Origin of the sequence: Actinophytocola oryzae (assembly GCF_004364325.1) — a bacterium.
Classification (GTDB): domain Bacteria; phylum Actinomycetota; class Actinomycetes; order Mycobacteriales; family Pseudonocardiaceae; genus Actinophytocola; species Actinophytocola oryzae.
This window is the reverse complement of the sequence record NZ_SOCP01000024.1, coordinates 133,900-152,514: the sequence shown is the minus strand read 5'-3', so window position 1 is coordinate 152,514 and position 18,615 is coordinate 133,900. Positions and strand designations below refer to the sequence as shown.

General features: G+C 67.5%; 21 protein-coding genes. 12 read left to right on the top strand and 9 right to left on the bottom strand.

Features of this window, described 5'->3' with window-relative positions; genetic code table 11:
• Nucleotides 1-342 precede the first annotated feature (342 nt).
• From CLV71_RS42165 to CLV71_RS42135, 6 genes are all read left to right on the top strand, one after another.
• A complete protein-coding gene (locus tag CLV71_RS42165; protein ID WP_166664479.1) occupies nucleotides 343-1,908 on the top strand; it encodes a 5'-methylthioadenosine/S-adenosylhomocysteine nucleosidase family protein in 1,566 nt (521 codons plus the stop codon).
• Between the two features lie 25 nt (nucleotides 1,909-1,933).
• Entirely contained in the window at nucleotides 1,934-2,443 is a 510-nt protein-coding gene (locus tag CLV71_RS42160) for an NUDIX domain-containing protein (protein WP_133908569.1), read from the top strand.
• A gap of 107 nt (nucleotides 2,444-2,550) precedes the next feature.
• A complete protein-coding gene (locus CLV71_RS42155) occupies nucleotides 2,551-3,441 on the top strand; it encodes a 5'-methylthioadenosine/S-adenosylhomocysteine nucleosidase family protein (RefSeq protein WP_243867328.1) in 891 nt (296 codons plus the stop codon).
• Nucleotides 3,438-5,582: a hypothetical protein gene (locus tag CLV71_RS42150; RefSeq protein WP_133908567.1), complete on the top strand. Its 2,145-nt coding sequence runs from the start codon at nucleotides 3,438-3,440 to the stop codon at nucleotides 5,580-5,582. The genes CLV71_RS42155 and CLV71_RS42150 overlap by 4 nt, the downstream gene beginning before the upstream one ends.
• A 797-nt stretch (nucleotides 5,583-6,379) precedes the next feature.
• Nucleotides 6,380-6,649, top strand: coding sequence for a type II toxin-antitoxin system TacA family antitoxin (locus tag CLV71_RS42145; protein WP_133908566.1), 270 nt, complete (start codon nucleotides 6,380-6,382; stop codon nucleotides 6,647-6,649).
• 1,023 nt (nucleotides 6,650-7,672) lie between these two features.
• Entirely contained in the window at nucleotides 7,673-8,338 is a 666-nt protein-coding gene (locus CLV71_RS42135; protein ID WP_133908564.1) for a DUF2637 domain-containing protein, read from the top strand.
• A 73-nt stretch (nucleotides 8,339-8,411) separates the two neighbouring features.
• Here CLV71_RS42135 and CLV71_RS42130 read toward each other — a convergent pair whose 3' ends face one another.
• Nucleotides 8,412-8,600: a hypothetical protein gene (locus CLV71_RS42130; protein WP_133908563.1), complete on the bottom strand. Its 189-nt coding sequence runs from the start codon at nucleotides 8,598-8,600 to the stop codon at nucleotides 8,412-8,414.
• A gap of 179 nt (nucleotides 8,601-8,779) precedes the next feature.
• Here CLV71_RS42130 and CLV71_RS42125 point away from each other — a divergent pair, with 179 nt between their 5' ends.
• Together CLV71_RS42125 and CLV71_RS42120 are read left to right on the top strand one after the other, a co-directional pair.
• Nucleotides 8,780-9,109, top strand: coding sequence for a hypothetical protein (locus CLV71_RS42125; protein WP_133908562.1), 330 nt, complete (start codon nucleotides 8,780-8,782; stop codon nucleotides 9,107-9,109).
• Complete coding sequence (locus tag CLV71_RS42120) at nucleotides 9,106-9,516, top strand: hypothetical protein (protein WP_133908561.1); 411 nt, start codon at nucleotides 9,106-9,108, stop codon at nucleotides 9,514-9,516. The genes CLV71_RS42125 and CLV71_RS42120 overlap by 4 nt, the downstream gene beginning before the upstream one ends.
• Nucleotides 9,517-9,569: 53 nt before the next feature.
• On the opposite strand, the gene CLV71_RS42115 is transcribed toward CLV71_RS42120, so the two are convergent.
• From CLV71_RS42115 to CLV71_RS42090, 6 genes are all read right to left on the bottom strand, one after another.
• A complete protein-coding gene (locus tag CLV71_RS42115; protein ID WP_133908560.1) occupies nucleotides 9,570-10,406 on the bottom strand; it encodes a WhiB family transcriptional regulator in 837 nt (278 codons plus the stop codon).
• A 64-nt stretch (nucleotides 10,407-10,470) separates the two neighbouring features.
• Complete coding sequence (locus CLV71_RS42110) at nucleotides 10,471-11,148, bottom strand: hypothetical protein (protein ID WP_133908559.1); 678 nt, start codon at nucleotides 11,146-11,148, stop codon at nucleotides 10,471-10,473.
• Between the two features lie 3 nt (nucleotides 11,149-11,151).
• Complete coding sequence (locus CLV71_RS42105; RefSeq protein WP_133908558.1) at nucleotides 11,152-11,952, bottom strand: hypothetical protein; 801 nt, start codon at nucleotides 11,950-11,952, stop codon at nucleotides 11,152-11,154.
• Between the two features lie 94 nt (nucleotides 11,953-12,046).
• Nucleotides 12,047-14,776 carry a phage tail tape measure protein gene (locus CLV71_RS42100; RefSeq protein ID WP_133908557.1) on the bottom strand — a complete coding sequence of 910 codons (2,730 nt, stop codon included), beginning with the start codon at nucleotides 14,774-14,776 and terminating at the stop codon, nucleotides 12,047-12,049.
• Nucleotides 14,777-14,832: 56 nt separating this feature from the next.
• Nucleotides 14,833-15,180, bottom strand: a complete 348-nt coding sequence (locus CLV71_RS42095) for a hypothetical protein (protein WP_133908556.1) — start codon at nucleotides 15,178-15,180, stop codon at nucleotides 14,833-14,835.
• Nucleotides 15,181-15,220: 40 nt separating this feature from the next.
• Nucleotides 15,221-16,375: a helix-turn-helix domain-containing protein gene (locus tag CLV71_RS42090; RefSeq protein ID WP_133908555.1), complete on the bottom strand. Its 1,155-nt coding sequence runs from the start codon at nucleotides 16,373-16,375 to the stop codon at nucleotides 15,221-15,223.
• Nucleotides 16,376-16,447: 72 nt separating this feature from the next.
• Here CLV71_RS42090 and CLV71_RS42085 point away from each other — a divergent pair, with 72 nt between their 5' ends.
• From CLV71_RS42085 to CLV71_RS42070, 4 genes are read left to right on the top strand one after another with little or no spacing between them, the layout of a single operon-like run.
• Complete coding sequence (locus tag CLV71_RS42085; protein WP_133908554.1) at nucleotides 16,448-16,669, top strand: hypothetical protein; 222 nt, start codon at nucleotides 16,448-16,450, stop codon at nucleotides 16,667-16,669.
• A gap of 5 nt (nucleotides 16,670-16,674) precedes the next feature.
• Nucleotides 16,675-16,863, top strand: coding sequence for a hypothetical protein (locus tag CLV71_RS42080; RefSeq protein WP_133908553.1), 189 nt, complete (start codon nucleotides 16,675-16,677; stop codon nucleotides 16,861-16,863).
• Nucleotides 16,847-17,107, top strand: a complete 261-nt coding sequence (locus tag CLV71_RS42075) for a hypothetical protein (protein ID WP_133908552.1) — start codon at nucleotides 16,847-16,849, stop codon at nucleotides 17,105-17,107. The genes CLV71_RS42080 and CLV71_RS42075 overlap by 17 nt, the downstream gene beginning before the upstream one ends.
• Nucleotides 17,104-17,415, top strand: coding sequence for a hypothetical protein (locus CLV71_RS42070; RefSeq protein ID WP_133908551.1), 312 nt, complete (start codon nucleotides 17,104-17,106; stop codon nucleotides 17,413-17,415). The genes CLV71_RS42075 and CLV71_RS42070 overlap by 4 nt, the downstream gene beginning before the upstream one ends.
• A 264-nt stretch (nucleotides 17,416-17,679) precedes the next feature.
• On the opposite strand, the gene CLV71_RS42065 is transcribed toward CLV71_RS42070, so the two are convergent.
• Nucleotides 17,680-18,105: a helix-turn-helix domain-containing protein gene (locus CLV71_RS42065; protein WP_208297998.1), complete on the bottom strand. Its 426-nt coding sequence runs from the start codon at nucleotides 18,103-18,105 to the stop codon at nucleotides 17,680-17,682.
• A gap of 89 nt (nucleotides 18,106-18,194) precedes the next feature.
• Nucleotides 18,195-18,500 carry a hypothetical protein gene (locus CLV71_RS42060; protein WP_133908549.1) on the bottom strand — a complete coding sequence of 102 codons (306 nt, stop codon included), beginning with the start codon at nucleotides 18,498-18,500 and terminating at the stop codon, nucleotides 18,195-18,197.
• Nucleotides 18,501-18,615: the final 115 nt, after the last annotated feature.

Genomic DNA, 18,615 nt, shown 5'->3' with positions numbered 1-18,615 from the left:
ATGGCACTGACTCAGACCACGTGGGCGGACTGCAGGCGAGCGGCCAGGGCCGTTCGCCGGTCGACTCGCGCACCGGAGGTCGTCAACACGATCCGGCCGAGGGATGTCACCGGTCTGGCTCGGTCCCGGGGACCGTTGGCACTGCTGCTGTACGTCGCCGGTGCGGAAGGTCGGCTGGTGTGGCACGGACAGGACTCCTTCGCGGTCCTCGAGCCACCGGCGGCGATCGCACAACCCCAGGTCGCGCTGCGTGCGTGGCTCAGCATGCTGCGCATACTCGACCGCCACTGGGGTCGTGTCGTGTTCACGGTGCCCCCGACGATGCTCCTACTGTTCGCGATCGTGGTCGCGGCGGCCTGGTCGGCCGTCCTTGCGGCGCTCATGCTCGTGCTCGTCGCCATGCTGTACGTGGTGAGCGTGATGCTCAGCCAGCTCGTCTACCAGCTGGTCACCGCGGGTCGGCAGCCCATGGACCGCGCGGCAACCCTCTCCATGGCCAGTGGCCACTGGTCGCTTCCGCTACTGCACGAAGCGGGTGACGATCGGGTCGGCGTGCTGCTCGACCTGGTTCGCGATCGCCTGAAACGCCTCATCACCACGCAGATCCACGACATCGCGGTCCAGTCCGGTGGCCGAACCCGAGATGTGGAGGTGGTGGACACCCTGGTGTGCCAGGTGAAGGGCATCACGACCGATAGCGCGCGGCGGGCCGTCGAGTCGGCGGCGGGGGTCCACCTGCCGTTCGGTCCGGGTGCCGAGCTGGTGTTGCTGATGGCGGACGGCAGACAACGGGACCAGGAGGAGAAACGGACTGAACACGTCCCGTTCTTCCGACTGTATTGCCTGGCGGTCGTCGCTGTGATGTTCATCGTCCCGCTGATGGTCATCGGCGACGAGCGATCGTCCTGCGGAGGTTCGACGTGCGGGTCCGCCCTCACGAGTTACGGCAAGGCGTTGCACTGGTTGGCCTTCCAGTTCTTCTGGCAGGACGTGCCGGGTCTCGTTCCCAGCGGCAGCACGGCCGTGACGTTCGGTCTGATCATCCATTTCCTGCTTCCCATGACAGCGATAGTCGGAATCACAGCCGCGAGGAACCAGATTCGCGCACACAAAGCAGCCCTGGACGTTGTCGAAGCCAGAATGAGGCCTGTATTGACCGCCACTCGCGTATTGATCATGACCGTAACTCCTCCGGAACGCCGGGCGGTGCTCGCCGCCGCGGAGGAGATCACCAAGAAACCAGCGATCAGGAACTTCTCGGGCGTCTTCACCACGTACGACGTCGGCATGATCGCGGGCACCGAGGTCTGCGTCGTGCAGGCAGGTGAGCAGGGTCCGAACGCACCCGGCGGAGCCATCGTCGCGACTGGTTCGGCGATCCGACACCTCGAACCGGACTACGCCGTCATCGCGGGCATCTGTTGTGGACTCCGTCCCGAAACCCAGAAGGCGGGCGACATTCTGGTCTCCCAACGCGTGCATGACATAGACCACGTGCGTCTCACCGGCGACGGCACCGACATCGTCGAGTGGGACCGGGGCGAGAATCTCCAGCCGAACTCGACATTGCTGAGCCGTTGCCACGCGACCGAGGAGAGCTGGGTCGGCGCCGCCGTGGACTACGGGGAAATCCTGTCCTGGAACAAGTTGGTGAACTCCGAGCAGGTCGTGACGAAGCTTCGGAAGAGGTACCAGCGAGCCGTGGCGTGTGAGATGGAGGGCGCGGGATTCCACGCGTCCGCCAGACACGCGGGCGTGCCGTGGATTCTGGTCAAGGCGATCAGCGACTTCGGAGTCGACAAGACGGACGAACACCAGGCGGAGGCGGCGTGCAACGCGGCCAGATTCGTTATCCACATGGTCGAAATCGGAGCCTTGCGGACACCCCCGGGCGATCTTCTCGGCTGAAACGCAATGAAGGGAATCGTGGAACATGAAGGACAAGCACAGAACACGACTGATCCGCGGCATACTCACGGTGGACGTCGTGCTCTTCACCAGGCGGGGCGGCAGGCTGTTCGTCCTCGCCGTCGAGCGCGGTAAGGAACCTTTTCGGACCGCACTGGCCCTTCCCGGGGGTTTCGTGAACCCCGGGGAGCGGACCCCCGACGCGGCGGTGCGTGAGCTGGGCGAGGAGACCGGGCTCGCAATTCACCGGAACCGACTGCGGCGGTTGGGCTTCTACGACAAACCTGGACGTGACCCACGCGGCCCGATCGCCAGCGTCGTCTACCACGGGTACACGGCCGACGCCCCCGCGGTTCGGGGAGCGGGCGACGCCCAGGCAGCGCGGTGGCTCCGGGTTGCCGAGTTCCTCGCTCCCGAGACATCGGTTGCCTTCGACCACAGGGAAATCGTCGCGGAGGCGACCGCCCGACGGTTCGGCCGCCTGTCCTACCCGTCGAACCATCAGGAGCAGAACCTGTCCCCACGCATCACGTAACGAGCTTTGTCACCAGCCAACCCCGCTCGATCCGGCCGCACCGCGGAGTCGCCGCCCGCTTCACCTCGGCAACATCTGATTCCCGCATGGAGTGGCTTTACATGATAGTGATCTTGACGGCTTTGTCGGTCGAGTTCGAGGCTGTACGTCCACACGTGGTGGACGTGACGGTGCAGCCGCATTCAGCCGGCACCTTGTTCGATGTCGGACACCTCGAGTGCCAGCCGAACTGCCAGGTAGCGCTGGCCACGATCGGTGTCGGTGGCCTGACCACCGCAACCCTCACCGAGCGCGCCATCACCGAGTTCAGGCCCTCGGCCGTGCTTTTCGTCGGCATCGCCGGTGGTCTACGCGAATGGCTGGAGCTGGGCGATGTCATCGCCGCCACCAAGGTTTACGCCTACGACGGTGGCCGCAGTGAGGACGAGGAGTTCCTCGCACGACCGCGTGCATGGGAGACGTCACACGCCATCGACCAGGTCGCGCGGCGGTTGCCCCGCGGCAACCGTTGGCACGCACTGCTCCCCAGTGAAGGCGAAGCGGTCACACCGTCCGTCCACTTCGAAGCGATCGCGGCAGGCGACGTGCTGCTCAATTCCACGAAGTCACCGCTTCGCCAACAGCTGCGGCGCAACTACAACGACGCGGTGGCCGTCGAGATGGAGAGCGCAGGCCTGGCCCTAGCCGGACATCTGAACGGTGGCGTGCCGGCAGCCACCATCCGAGGCATCAGCGACCTCGCCGACGGGCACAAGGCGGCAGCGGACCGGGGAGGTTCCCAGCGAATCGCGGCACGCAACGCCGCGGCGTTCGCGGTAACCCTCGCGGGTGAGCTCGACCGCCAACTGGACCAGGGCCCGAAGGGCAGTCCCCCGCAGGCCACCTCTCGACCGCACCTCCCCCAGATCCGCAACACCAACACAGCGAGGGACAACGCCAGGGTCGGACAGCAGATCGGAGTCCACATGGGCGCCCTGCAGGACGGAGCGGCCAAATGACGTGGAACCTCGGTCCAGACGAATACCAGTACATGGCGAACCAGAACGTCGCCAGCGACGAAGCACACGTCGAGCAGCAGATCGGCGCCGTGTTCGGTGACGCGGCGTTCCACCGCTACGAGTCCGTGTACAACATCAACCAGAGCGCTCCCCCGCACGAGCTGCACCGCGTCGCGGTCAACCACCTCGATGGAGGGGATCCTCGTCATGCCGAGGAGATCCTGCGTTCGCTGTTGCGGGATGGACACATCACCACCCAACGCGTGTACTACTACGTGCTCGCCGTGCTGAGCGACCGATCCCTCGACGAGATCGATGGCGAGATAGCCGGGAGCATCAAGCGCGCCTATCTGAACTTCAACGTACAGCCCGACGAGTGGTACACCGCGCTGGAAGTGGTGTGGCGGTTGCTGCAGTGCATGGGCCAACAGATCGACGGACACCTCGACCAACACCTCATGGACGGCACGCTCACCGAGTTCGCCGCGCTGCCGCCGCGCAGACAGTCCGAGATCACCCGCCATCTCGACCGAATTCTCAACGGCCTGGTCCAGAACAGGCTGGCAGAGACGGGGGCCCGGTGGGTGATAGCCGAGCGGATGGAACCCCGACGGGTGGAACGGGCGTGGAAGTTCTTCCAACCCGACCCTGCACAGCCGAGAAGGGGTGAAGTGCGCTCAGACTCCGTCGACACGGCCCAACTACGGCGAGCAGGACTCGGTGGTCTCGCCTTCGCCATCGGACTGATCACCTCATTGACGACATCCGGGAGCCGGCCCTTCCTCGCGATCTTGGGCGTGTTGCTGCTGGGTGCCGGTGGGTACCTGACGATGCGGAACAGCGTCGACCGTGCGGCACGAGCAGCCAGACTCGTCGCCAAGGACCGGGAGCACATGCCGGTGGCCGCACAGCCGCGCCCGGTCTCGCCAGGACACTGGGTATCGACGAGGTTCGTCGAGGAGCTCTACTCGATCGTCGACAGGCGTTTCCAGGAAGCGCGGCCTCATGTCGCAGGCAACTGGCAGCAGGACAACTCGGGAGTCCGGGCGTACCTGAAGGTGCGGTTGCTGAATCTCTACGGCAATGCCGAGGTGCCTGCACCCGCGATCAGCTGGCTGGTCAAGTGGCACGCAGACCGCGCGGCCGAGAAGTGGCGTGCCGGCAGTCTCCTCGACTATCGCGCTGCCTACGTGGTGTCCACCCGAGTCACCGCGCTGGCCGTGTTGGGTGGCGTGGTAGCCGCGACAGGCCTGGCGATGCTGCTCGGTGCTGGAGCTGCGGTGGCCGCCGTCCTACTGGGAGCGGGCGGTTTCCACATGGGCAAGGGCTTGATCGACTTACTCGCGCAACGCCGCACGACCGCGATGGCACAGGCGGAGGCTGACAGCCTTTACGAGGAGGAACTTCACGCGTACGAGCACTGGGTGGCGCTGCTGGCAGACCGGCCCACTGATGCGGAGATGGCCCGCTGGCTGGCGATGGACAAGGCATTCCTCAAGGCCGCGGCGCTCAACCGGCTGCGGCTGGCCAACAATGACCTGGTTGACCACATCGTGATGACCGAGGGCGCACCCGGCGCCATGCGAGCCCGAGTACTACACGGACCGCCCCGGTACTCGACCTATGTGGTGTACATCTTCCTGCTAACCAAGAGTGGCGTTCGCCAGATCACCGTGGATCTGGACTTCCTGCAGGGCAAGGCGAGGAACGAGCGCAGAAACTCCTTCCGGTACGAGGCACTGGCCTCGGCCAGCGTCAACGAGAAGGGCGTCCGGGTCGCGAACCATGGGAACGTACCCCCAGCCGCCATCGGCGGAACCCTGGAGAACGAGCACCTGCGCACCCGCTCGTTCCGCCTGACCCTGGTCAGCGGCGAAAACATTGCTGTGCTCATGGAGAACTTCCGAAACCTGAGCGACGCACAACTGGAGGACGAGGCGGAGCTGGCCAGGCTTGCGCTGCAAACGTCAGGGGTGGCGAGCGCACTACACGTCCTCGAGGCAGTTGCAGCCGAGGGCCCGGACTGGATCGTCCAAGCGAACGAGCGCCGCCGCCGCTGGTCGAGCAACTGGGACACAACCGAAACCGACCTGTTCGCACTGACGACCGATCCGACCCACGGAGGTAACGACATCCGGTAAGCCTTGGTGCCCCGTTAGCACAAGGTGGCGGCTGACCACGCTCGTCAGGACGATCTTCGGCAGCCGCCACCTCTGCCAACTACGCCAGCTTGCCGACCTCAGCGAGAGGCCAGGTATAGGACAGCCGCCGTCGCGTTTTGCCTGGTCAGGAACTGCGGAGGCGGAGGGATTTGAACCCCCGGACCCGTTAAGGTCTCCTGTTTTCAAGATCTACGCAACACTGTTCACCGGCTTCCGTCGACGTCCGTTCTTGCAGGTCAGAGCTAAGCCGTGCCCTCACGCGAACGCCGCTGGCCTCCGCCGAATGAGACTGCGGCCGTGCTTAGCGTGCATGCCCGAGGCGCCACGACAGAACCCCTACAAAGCCGCGCCGTGGCCCACCTGTAGAGCCGATCCGCCCAGATGAGAGCACTCTCGCGCTAGAGACCCACTCGCAGGCGATGTGCGGCGGGCGGGCGCATCGCCGTAGCGCCGTACGGACAACTGCCGTACACTACCCGGGACGGAGCCGTACGAGCGATAGGACGTGACAGTAGATGAGGGGCGGCTAGCAAACGGTCAGGACCGAAATCAGTCACCCGAGAACGCTCACTAGGATCCATGCGTACAGGAATTGGCCTGCGGAAACCTCTTCATCAAGAGATGACGCACCGGTGAGCATGGCGAGCGCAGACCACCACCTCGGGGTTCGCTCCTGCATACCGCACCACCCGAGATGACCACCACCCTGTACCACACTCCTTCCGCGAAGAAGAGTACAGCGTGGCTCCCAGGGGAAGAGGAGCTAGGCACAAGACATGAGCACAAAGAACGAACGTTTGGAGATGCGCGTCAGCAAGACAGATAGAGAGCTCATCGAGGACGCGGCCGAGAAACTGCATGAGAACGTTTCGGACTTCACACGCACCGCCGCTCTGCGACGCGCAGAGAAGGTACTTGGAAGAGCCAATTCTACTTTAATGCCCGCAGAACAATTTGACGCGTTACTGGAGTCGCTCGACATCGCTGACGACGCACCCGCACTCAAGCGGGCATTCGAACGTCCAAGGCGGTTTGAGAGAGGATAATGTACCACTCCACGAGCCTTACGGCCGACCACAAGGCGGACTCGTTCGACTGCGGAGTCGAAGGTCTGAATTCGTGGTTACGAACTGACGCGATGCGAGCACAACGGGCTGATACTGCCAGGACATACGTATGGACGGAAAACTCCGAACAGCACGACGTTTTAGCATATTTCTCGTTCGCTCCCACTCGTGTTGCCCGTGAAGAGTTGACGTCCGGCCAAGCAGGTGGACAATCAGGATGGATTCCTGCCTACCTGCTTGCCCGCTTAGCACTGGACAGAAGATTGCGCGGGCAAGGCTTAGGTGCCGAACTGCTTGTAGACGCAGTAGGCCGCCTGGTAGGAGCCTCACAAGTGTATGCCGGGAGACTCATTGTGGTAGACGCTATCGACGACAATGCTGCCGCGTTCTACGCCAAGCACAACTTTCAGCCAGTCAAAATTACCCCTCAACAACTCGTTCTTAAGATGGCAACGGCCAGAAGGATGATGAACGTCGAGGATTAGCTTCACCTGGAGCTCTTGGCGCAAAGGCCGGGAGCTCCAGGCATCGTCGTCGACTGCCAACACCACCTCCGCTCTGCGGAATATGACTTGGCGCACTCGTGTCCGCCAGCCCCTCGCCGGCCACGGAAGCCCTGCGCCGCCACGCAGGCCGCTACACGATCGCGAATGAGACTGCGGCAGGGCGGCGGAGCTGACTCCAGATCGGTCTCGCCGCCGTTTCCCCTGGTCAGAGAGCGGAGGCGGAGGGATTTGAACCCCCGGTCCCGTGAAGGACTCCTGTTTTCAAGTAAGGACCCAGATGTACCAGGGAATGACGCGTGATGTCGTTCTGCCTGGTCAGCACCGGTATGACGTCCATCTGGGACGGACCGGTTTCGCGTGAGTTCGCGCAGTCCGCGACCACCATGCGACCACATCACCCCCCTACCGGGGCTCACCGATCCTGAACAAGGCGGACCCCGGCGAGGCGACTGCAACGCCTGCCGGGGTCCTTGATCCACTACAGAGGAGTGGACCTGTGCAAGACGAAACCATGAAGCCCGACCGGGCGCCAACCGTCCAGCTCGGCTGGTACACGTGGGCGGGGCTCGCGGCCGTGGCGGTCGCCGCCTCGGTGCTGTCGTTCGCGTCGCTGCGGCACCTGGCCGAGGCGTGCGGCACGTCCGGGCGGCTGGCGTGGCTGCTGCCGGTCGCGATCGACGCCGCCGCCGTGGTGGCCACCCGCGTGTGGCTGGCCCGACAGGCGCCCGCACCAGCCCGCCGCCAGGCACGCCGGATCGCGCTCGGCGCGATCGTGCTGTCCGTCGTCGGGAACGCCGTCGACCACGTGCTCGCCGCCTACCGGATCGTGCCCCCGTGGTGGACGGTGGTGGCGGTCGCCGCGGTCGCGCCGGCCGTGCTCGGCGCGGTCGCCCACCTGGTGGCGCTCGTGGTCGCGCCCGACGAAGATCACGAGGTCACCGGGGCTGGTGAGCCTGGTGAACCCCCGCTCGCCTCACCCGCGCTGCAGCTCCTGCAGACCGCCGAGGAACTCGTGAGAGCAGCCGAGGAGGAGGGCGCCCCGATGGGTCGGGAGACGCTGGCCGGCCACTTGGGCGTCACGCCGAACCAGGCTCGCCAGGTGCTCGCCGTGCTGAGAATGGGTCAGGCGCCGCCGCTGGCGCTGAACAGACAGGCAGCGTGAGAACGAGCGGCCCCCGGCTACCTGGCCGGGGGCCGCTCCCGTATCTGTCGCCGGTCGGCATGAGGGTCCACAGCTACCCCTTGAAGATCTTGCGCAGGTACTCGCTGGTCCACTCGTGGTCGATCTCGCGCAGGATGTCAGCCGGCCGCTTCCCGGCTGCCCGGTCGCGGCGGATGCCCTCGATGAGCGCCTCGCGCGCCTCGTCGAGGGCTTTGGTGGCTTCGCGGTAGGCGTCGGTCAGTTCGCGCAGGGTGCTGGCCATGCTCCCGATCGTGACACAACTGAGTTGCGCAAGCAAGTTGTACAACTCAGTTGCCCAACTCTGTTGTGTACCCCAACTCAGTTGTGCAACACTGTTGGCAAGCAAGCAAACGGCCCCCGGCGGTGTTGGCGCACCGACCGAGGGCCTGGGACCGATCCCCTGGCTAGAGGAGAACGACCGTGAGCATCACCCTACCGTCCATCGCGCCCTGTCTGCCCGACTGCGAGTACACGGCCGACCGCGAGCGTGACCTCGCCGACCCGTGCGAAGCCGGGCACACGTGCACCGTCTACGTCGACACCGTCGAGCAGATGGAGACCGGCGCGCAGCCCATCGTGATCAACCTCGTTCGCTGGCTGGGCGCCGACGGCACCATCGATGCGACCCGGGTCGAGATGTGGAACTCGGACGGGACGCCCGTCGGCATGAACGCGTTCACCGCTGCCGGCGCCGCCTCCCTGGCCACCGCCCTGAACCGCGCGTCCGAGCTGGCCGGCGATGCCCGATGACCGCCCCCGCCACCCCCGAGGCCAGGCGCGCCGCCCGGAACGCAGCCAAGAAGCCCACCACCGCCACGGACCTCGCGGCCATGCTGATGCGGGCCGCCCGCCGAGGGCTTCAGATCGTGCCCGTGTCGCTGGACGACTGGTCGCGAGTGATCGGCGCCAACGAGATCGACGGCTCTCGCGTGCGGCTGGTGCTCGACGGCAACACCATCTGGCTCGGCGAGCACGCCAGCACCCCGTGCCTCCAGATCGCGTTGCAGGAGGCCGACCCGAACAACCACCCGTACCTGGTCCGGCCGAACGAGGTCGTCGAGATCGGCCACGCGGCGGACGGCCGCACGCGCGCCGGCAAACCCCGCGTGCTGCGCCGCACCCCGATCATCGACCTCGACGCGCTGCCCTTCGAGTAGCACCAACGCAGAAGGGCCCCGACCAACACCCGGTCGGGGCCCTCTCGCGTCTGTCAGCGGCGTCGACGCCGCACCCGGGCCCGCACCCGCCTGCGGTAGGCCGCCCGGTCCACACGCAACCGCCGCGGCGGCACCGGAGCGCCCGCGAGCGCCCGCAGATGCTGCACCTCGAGGTCGTGCCGTGAGCCGGCCATCACCAGCAGCCGACGCCCGTTCGCCTCGACGACACCGACCGCGGTGCCGGCGAGCTGGTGCAGCTCCTCGGCCAGGCGCGTGCGGTCGGCCGGGTCCTCGGCGAACGCCCGCACGAGCGCGGTCACCGTGTCAACGTCCGGTGCGGTCTCGCTGACGGCGACGCTGTGCGCCTTGTCGACGGTCAGCCCCGCCCGGTTGGCCAGTTCCTTATACGACCAGCCGTGCGCCTCCCGAAGCTCGCCGAGACGCTTCACGAACGCGGACCCCTCGGCCCGCTTCTTCTCGCGGCGCATGGCCTCGTACAGGGCGTGCGCGCCCTTGCATTCGGGGCAGTCGCAACCCCACTTCACCCGACGCGCGTTCGTCCCGTGCGGCGGCGGATCGCCGGGCGGCAGGTAGCCGTACCGGGCCGCGATCCGCTTCCGGTCCTGGTAGTCGAGGCCACCCCAGATACCGTGCTTCTCCGCACGTTCCAACGCCCCCACCGCGCACGGGAGGCGGAGAGGGCAGGTGGAGCAGACGACCCGGCAGGCGTACTCCGCAGCGCGCCGTTTGGCCGCGGTAGGCCGGTCGAAGGCGTCGACGGCGCCGGGGTCGACGAAGTCCAGGTGCGGGAAGTCCCGACACCGGCCCTGGTCGTGCCAGTCCGGCACCTCGCGCGGGATGCGGCCCGGCTGCACGAGCACGGCGGTCACTGCGCGGCGTCCACGATGGCCTGTGGCCCGCCGCGCAGTGACCCGAGATCAGTGACCTCGACCTTCACCGCATCTGCCCTGCACGTCGCCACGCCGCGTGGCGCGCCTCCTGCGCCGCCTGCAACTCGGGGATCTGGTCGATCTCCCGCGGCTGCTTCACCCGCTGTGAGCGGAACGTCTGCCACTCGAACCCCCGCGCAGCACTGTTGCCCCGCAGCGCGCCCAACTCGTCGAGGTGAGCAACCACGGTGGCGTAGCGGTCGGGTCGACTCCGCAGTGTCGTGTGGTGCTCGCCGTTCTCGACGATGGCCGTGAGCGCGGCACGGCGGGCGGGCTCGTCGCCGAACCGGTCAGCCTCGTCGAGCATCTGCGCCCGGCCCTTCATGTCCATGCTGGACGCCCGGTCATAGTGCCCGCGGAACGCCGCCATCAGCGCCGCCCGGTCGGCCGGTGACGCGTCCTCGGCGATGCCGTGCCCGGTCGGCACCTGCCCGGCGAGCCAGTCATGCCGGGCCTGCCGGCGGCCCTGCAGGCGCTCCCACGCGCCGTCCATCGCGCTGATGTACGCGCTGTACGCCTCGGCGATCCTCTCGGCCTTCCCGAGGTCACTGACCCGCGGGTCCTCGCGGACCCTGTCCACAGTGGCCTGATAGTCCACAGGGGCCTGCCGGGCGGCGGCGAAGTCGCCGTCGTCGTTGGGGTGCGGCATCGGAGCCGGTTCGGTGGCGGTGGGTATCGTCATGACTCAGGCCCTCTCGACCGTGACGTACTTCGGCATCCCGTGGCGGCTGGGCTGCGGCGGGTCCTGCCGAGGACCCAACCGGCCTTCGATGAGGTCCAGCGTTTCGGTTGGCGCAGACCGCTGGGCGGTGCCCGTCATCTGCCGCACCTTGCCCTGCAAGGTCGTGGTGCCGAACGCGCCGATCCCCAGGTGCCCGAATGCGCGTTCGAACGCGGCAGCGAGCAGCTCGCCGATCAGTTCGTCGATGTCGGGCAGCTGCATCGCGGGAACAAACCCCTCACGGGGTCGATAGTGGACAGTGCCTGCAGGCGCGTCGGCAGCGTCGTCGGCGTGGCCGCCACCGAGGTGACGGGTAACTTCGCGGAGATCGTCGGTGACCGCGGAGTACTCGGCCAGCAGCGTCGTCAGGTGCTTGACGGCCGCCGCAGCGGTCTCGTCGAGGGCCGTGTTCCACCGGGCGTCGAGCGCGGCGAGCTCGTGGCAGGTGTCGAACAGCCTCGCGCGGTCGGCCTCGCGTTGGGCCTCGCTGGTCTTCGCGGGGAACGCCTGCGTGCGCAGCGCGGCGAGTCGCGCCCCCTCGCGGGCGTCGCCGAGGTCGGACGCGGAGATCGTGAGGTCTCCGGCGGCGACGCGCCGTTCCAGCTCGTCGACGTGGTTCGCGGCCCGCGTCGCCTCTCTGTGGGCGTCGTTCTCGGCTTCGGTGGCATCGGCGAAGGCGGCCTCGGCACTGGTGCGGTACTTCTTCGCGACGGCGGGGTCTTGCCGAGCCGCCTTGATGGTGTCTGCTGTCTTGGTCGTGGGCATGCGTTCAGGGTCTGGCGGGGGTGTCACATCGCGTATGGTCTATGGTGCATGTGGTCGCGTGGTGGTCGCCGAGTTCGGGATGATCCACACCAGCTCACGTGAGGCTATAGAGCACCTCCTGCTCGTGCTGCAGGTCCCGCAGCTGCTGGATCGTCGGCACACCCTGCACCGCGTTGACCGTGATCGAGCGCGACCGGTCCGAGCGGTCCACATAGGTCGAGCTGCCGCCACCAGAGCCGTTGCCGCCTCGGAGCCACTCCGGCCGCAGCCGGGAGATCGCCTCGTCGAGGATCGCCTGCGAACGACTGCTCGCCCGGTCGAGCGGGATGTACGCCTCGTCGAACCTGGCGTTGTCGCCGATCACCCGCATGACCCCAGTACGGGACCACGACCCGATGATCGAAGCTGCGGGCGCAAGCGGCCGTAGCCCGCCCTGCGCGTAGAACTCGGCGATCGCGCCCGTCGCGCCCCCGGCCGAACTACCCAGCAGCCCGCCGCCACCTGCCGGTGAGTTCGGTGGCGCCGTGCCGGTCTGCTTGAAGATCGTGTTGACGTAGGTGTTGATCCACTTGCCGTCGAGGCCGTTGAGCTTGTCGGTGACTTCCTTGATCTTCGGCGAGGCGTTGTCCACCAACGTGACCGACGGGTCCACGTCTGGGATGCCGAACATCCTGTCAGCCATGATCTTGGCCGCGTCGGAGTTCACGCCCATCGCGACGAGCAGCTCGTACAGCTTCGTGTTCGACTGGGCGATCACGTCGTTCAGCTGCGCGGTCGAGGCGTGGTCTGCGCTGAGGGCTGCAACCATGTCCCAACCGGAGGTCACCACGTCGTTGATAGCGCCCTGTGCCTTCTGCCCCGCCTCGGTGGTGAAGTCGAACCCGCTCTTCGTGTCGTTCAGGCCGTCTGCGACCTTCCCCGACAGTTCCGCGGCGTCCGCGAGCGCCTGGTTGTAGTTGATCTGCGCTTCGGCGGAGTTCACGTAGGTGTTGGAGTACGTTTTCTGCCGGTCGATCAGGTCGTCCATGGTCTCGATCTGCTGCGCGTAGGCGCCCGTCACGTCGTCGGACGCGCCCTCGGCGTCATGCTGCGCGTTGACCACGCCCTTGTTGGCCTCGATGTACTTGCCGATCGCCTCCGCCATCTCGGGGTACTTCTTCTTCAGCTCGTCAAGCCACTTCGTGTCTCCAGTGGACGCCCAGCGGTCGATCGCCGCGTTGAACTCGTTGATCTTCTGCTGCGCCGCGTCCAGGCCGCCGCTCATCGGATCCCAGCCGCTCCACGACTCGGTCCACTTGCCGAACGCCTCGGACGATTCGATGACGTCGCTCGTCATGTTCTCGAACCCGCGGCTGAGTTTCTCGGTGAACGGGATCGCCTGCTGCAGCTTCTGCGCGGCGTCCTCGACAGAGCCGGCGTACTCGCCGAACTGGCTTGCCGCGTCGTCCAAGTCCATCGAGAACAACGCCGTTCCCAAGTCCTCGGCCTTGGTACCAAAGAGATCCACGGCCGCGGTGTTGCGGACGATCGGGTCCTTTATGGCCTGTAGCCCGTTCAGGACATCCCGCAACGCCTGCTTCGCGGAGTCGCCCCCGGCGCCGAACTTGCGGGCCATGTCTTCGGCGTTGAACCCGAGCGCTTCGAACCCGCGCAGGGTCTCCGGCCGCGACAGGTCCCGCGTGTTGATCGCCAGCTCCTTCAACGCGTCGGCCGCGAAGTCCATGTCACGGGCGCCGCCCTGCAGGGCCTGTGACATCAGGCCGAGCGCTTCCGGCCCTTCCAGGCCGAGGCGCGCGAACTGGCCGCTGTACTCGTCCATGGTGTCCAGCAGGTCACCTGCGATGTTCAAGCCCTGCGCGTTGGCCTGCCCGATCATGTCGAGCGCCTGCCCCACGTTGTCGGCCAAGCCGTTGAGCAGCATGGTCTTCGCCGAGCGGGAGATCCGGCTAAACTCCTCGCCCATCACCGTGGACAGCGTCGACACCTTCGACGCGATACGGCCGATCGCCGCTTCGGTGGCGTCGGCGGGGATCAGCACGTTGACCACTGCCGAGATGGCGGCGCCCGCGTCCTCGAGGGAGTCGACGACCCCGCTGGCGAGCATGTCGCCCGCGAGCGACCCGAGCCGGCCGGCCTCGCTCGCCGCGGCGCCTGTCTGCGCGGCGATCAGCGCACCCACCTTCAACTCGGCCCAGCGTTGCTGGATACCGGAGATCAGGGCGCCGCCGACCGCGAGCCCGAGCCCGAGGAACCCGGCCTTCCCGCCGCCGCCCAGGGAACCGATCAGGTCACCGACTGGGCCCCCGCCGCCGACCATGCCGAGCGCCTCGGACAGGCCGTCACGCAGTCCGCCGCCCATCTCTGCGCCAGCCTCGCGGCCAGCGGGGCCGAGTTCCCTGACGTCGGCTTTGATGTTGCGCAGGGCGTCGCCGAGTTCGGTTTCCAGGCCGGCGCCGGTGGTCTTGCCCTCTCGGTGGAGGCGTTCCAGCTCTGCGCGGGCCTGCGCGAGGGAGGTGGTGAACGCGTCGCTGATGCCGTCGCCGGACTCCCACGCCTGCTTCTCGACACGCTGCAGGTCGGAGACCACCGACCGCCACGCGGCGTTGAACGCCGAGTCGATCGCCTTCGCGGTGTCCTTGCTGGACTTCGCGACCTTCTCAGACGTCTTCTCGAACGGCTTCGGGTCGGCGTCGATGGCCGGCTTCTCGCCGCCGAGCTTCTTGGTGAGCCGGTCGTGCTCGGCCTCGACGCGCTTCACCGTCGCGAAGTACTTCGCCGCGTCCGCGCTGATGTCCGCGAGCAGTTGACCGACCAGGAGAGCCATGCCCAGACGATCAGGGACGAGTGTCACGCACCCTGCGTGAATCCGCTGGTCAGCGCCTAGCTCAGCGCGTCCCCGATGGTGCCGGCGATGTGCTGCAGGTAGCGGTCGGCGTACTCGCGCAGCGGGTCGCCGAGGAAGTGGGCCTTGCGGCCGTCCTGGTGGCGGAAGTCAACCGCCTCGTGCTGGACGACCGCGTACGGGGTGTCGTACCCGACGGCGCCGTGCGCGCCGGTGCTGGTGGACTCGGTCGAGGCGAGTCCGGAGTTCGACAGGTCGCCCTGGTCGTACGGGATCTCGTCGCGGGACACGCTGAGCAGGTCCTCGCACGACTCGTGCACGCCCTGCACCATCGCCGCCCGGATGGCCTGCTCCGCCTGCGCGAGCACCTTCCCGAAGTCCTGCATGCGGCCGACGGTCCGGCCGCCGTGTCACGCGGCGGGTCCCCTAGGCGGACCTCAACAGGCCCATGCGTGACGCCAGGCCGCGCGCCTCCCGGGCGACGGACTCGCGGCGAGCGCGAGTCACCATTGTGGACACGATCTCCCGGGCGAACGGGTTGGCGCGTGCGCGGACGGGGCCGAGCTTCTCCGCACGCAGCAACAGGCTGATGACCTCCTCGTCCGGACGCCGGAGCCCATACAGGGCGCGGGCACGCTCGATGAGGAAGGTCGTTCGCCGAGAGTCGATCCCCAGAGCGGCAGGGTTGATCCTGTCGGCCAGTGTCGCGGCGGTCGCGTGGTCGCCGCGCTCGAGCGCGGCAGACATCCGCCACAGCACGACGTTGGTTGGTTGGAACAGGAGGAAGTGCTCGTTGGCGTCCTCGACGTGCTCGGCCAGGCTGGTCGCTTCATCGAGCGGCGCGGAGGGGTCGCCGCCCAGCACGGCCGCCGTGTGCCCCGTCGTGAGGATCAGCGCGCCACGTATGGCAGTCGCCCCGGCCGGCACGGTGTCGAGTGCGCGGTGTGCCAGCTTGTCGGCCCGCGCGTGCGCACCGAGAGCGCTCAGCGCCTGCGTTCGGGCGAACTCTGCCAGCGCCACCCACGCAGGTTCACCGAGCCGTGTGGCGGCCTCGTAGCCGCGTTCCGCCGCGATCCAGGACAGGTCCGGGGCGCCGAGTTCCTTCGTCAACAGCGCGGCCGTGTGGGTGGTTGTGACGAGGGCGCGGAGGCCGTCCGGTGCGGGCACGTGGGTGTGCAGCGCGGTCAGGAGCGCAGGCAGGCGCCGGCCGACCTCGGCGACCTCGTTGGCCTGCCGGAGCGCCGCGAGTAGGTGGGTCTCGGCGGTCAGCTCGGCCAGGTCCCCGACGGGCGGGTCGGCGCCGTCGAGGTCGGTGTCGAGGAGTGCTTGCCGGATGGCTGGGACGGTGCTATCCGCGTCGGGGTCGCGGATCTCCAGGCCGTCGCCGGTGATGTCGGCCAGCGAGACCCGCAGGGCGCCCGCTATCGCGACGAGGGTTGAGCGCCGGTCGACGGGCTTGACCCCGTTCTCGATCTTGGACAGGTAGCCCTTGGACAGGCCAGCGAGACCCGCGGCCTGGTCGAGGGTGAGCCCGCGCCAGCGGCGCAACCTGCGGATGGTCAAACCGATCGAGTCAGCCATACCCCGAACGATACCTACCCCAGTTTCCTGCGGGGAAACGTGCGAGGTCAGGGCAGACGTAGCGTCCGTCACATGGCTGTGCCTGCACGTGCACCCGCGCTGGCGTCCGCACCCGGGCGCATCGTCTGCAAGGAACCTCTGACCGTGTGGTACGAGGGGACGCTGTGGCTGACCTGCCCGGTGGAAGGGTGGAACTGCGCCCGCATCGAGCGCTTCGGGACCGGGACCACCGAAGAGTGGGCACAGGACGTCATGGACGTGCACGTCGACGTCAGGCACAAGCGGTGGACCTGAGCGACATGACCCAACGTGCGTGGCGCCCATCGGTCAACGCGCCTCTCGTCGTGCACTACGCCGACACCGACCGCGGCCTGTGTGGCATCCCCGTCGACCCGACCGGCACGGAAGGGCCGACATCGACACTGTGCCCCGAGTGCCTCACCTGGCAGCGCCGCGCAGGACGGACCACCGATGCCGACGAACGTTGACGACCTGTGGTTGCGCGGCCTGTTCCTGCGACGCATCGCGCACGTGCCGGTGTGGTGCACGCGTCCGCGGGTGATCAACGGTGTCCTCGTCGTTGAGGCCGTCTGTGGCCGGTACGTGCGGGTCTGGTCACCCGAGACGTCGGACACGCTCCGATGCCCGGACTGCGGCCAGCTGACCCGTAACGTGCGCGCCCCGATCGCGACCATTCACCAGATAGGCCACCACATCGGAAGGACACCATGAGCGACCCGAACACCGACCAGCCGGCCAGCACGCCGAAGCGCCAGTTCCGCATCACGCCCGCCCGGGTCTTCCTGCCCCTGGTCGGTGTCGTCGCGGCCATAGTGGTCGTCGGATCGATCCTGAGCGGCGGGAAGTCGAACGAGCCAACCTCGAACGAACGGCTGTGTGCCCTGCTCGACACGGGATGGACCCCGGGCGAACTCGTGTACAGCGACGTGTGGGTCGACTGGCCGGAGACGATGAGCCGGTTCGAGCGCGAGACCCGCATCGTCAAGTCCGCCAACGTCGAGTGCCCGGAGAAGGTCTAGGTTACCGGCGCCGGTAACCTGGCCGACCTGCCGAAACTCGCTGCCGACGGTCATCCCAGCAGTCCTCGAACTCGGCTACAAAACAACCATTCTGTACACGACCACCGCGCCTAGGCTGCCGCCGCAAACACCGGACACGACGTGGCCGTGCTTTTGGGGACGCCCCCAAGAAGGTCACCGGCGGTCGCCCGGCCGAGGACATCCGTCTTGTGGGACCAGACCCACCCTGCGCGACCTGCAGGTTTGGCGGGTTCCTGAGCCGGGTCACTTTCCGGCGCCGGGCAATGGCGGCATCTCGTCGAGCCCCGCGACCCGGAGCTGCCGGTTGACCTTGGCCATGACCGCGGGCAGCTCGGCCTCGACCGACGCCACGTAGTGCCGGCCACCGCGGCGCCACTCCCGCGCGCTGTCGCCGGCCAGCATGCGCAGCTCGACCCTGATCGCCTTCTGCTCGGCCCTCGTCGGCGCGAGCGCCTGCGACAGCAGCAGCAGCGTCCGCCACTCCGGGCGCCGCAACCCGCGCTCCAGGCGGCTCACGTGCCCGCGCGTCCGGTCCGCCCGGTCGGCGAGCTGCTGCTGCGTCAGGCCGGCACGGCGCCGTAGCTGCCGCAGGCGGCGGCCGAACCCGTCCGCGAGGTACCGGCGCTCGATCGGCCCCGGCGTCCCCTCATGCTCGCCACCAGGGGTCAACCTCTGGGGTTGAGCAGGTCCGACGTGGGGCCCATCGTCGTCATGTGCGCGCGAAGCGTACGTCCGCCGTACGCCCTTGGGGTGGTCGGTCATCGGGTTGGTTCCGGGTTGTCGAGGAACTGTTCAAGCTTGGTTTCGACGGCTTGGTGCAGGGTCAGGGGTGAGAGGGCTTCGAGGTGGGCGATGGTCTGCCTCAGGACCGCGGCGGGCTCTTTCCCGGGTCTGGTGTCGTTGTGGGCGAGGCGTTCGAGGGCTGCGATGGCGCGGAGCAGGATCACCTCGACGTGCATATCGGCGACAGACAGAGCCTGAACCGCGGTGATGGACACGCCCCGCTGCTCGGCCAGCGTGGTGTAGAGGGCGAGTAGGTCGGGGTCGTCGGTTCGGTCGGTCACGGTGGCGGGGTCCTCTCTGGTGGTGCTGGCTGGGTCTGCTCACGCTCTCCCCCTTCTAAAGGGGGGAGAGAGCGTGAGGTGGTGCGGGCGTGAGGTGCGTGAGGTTGCGCGTGAG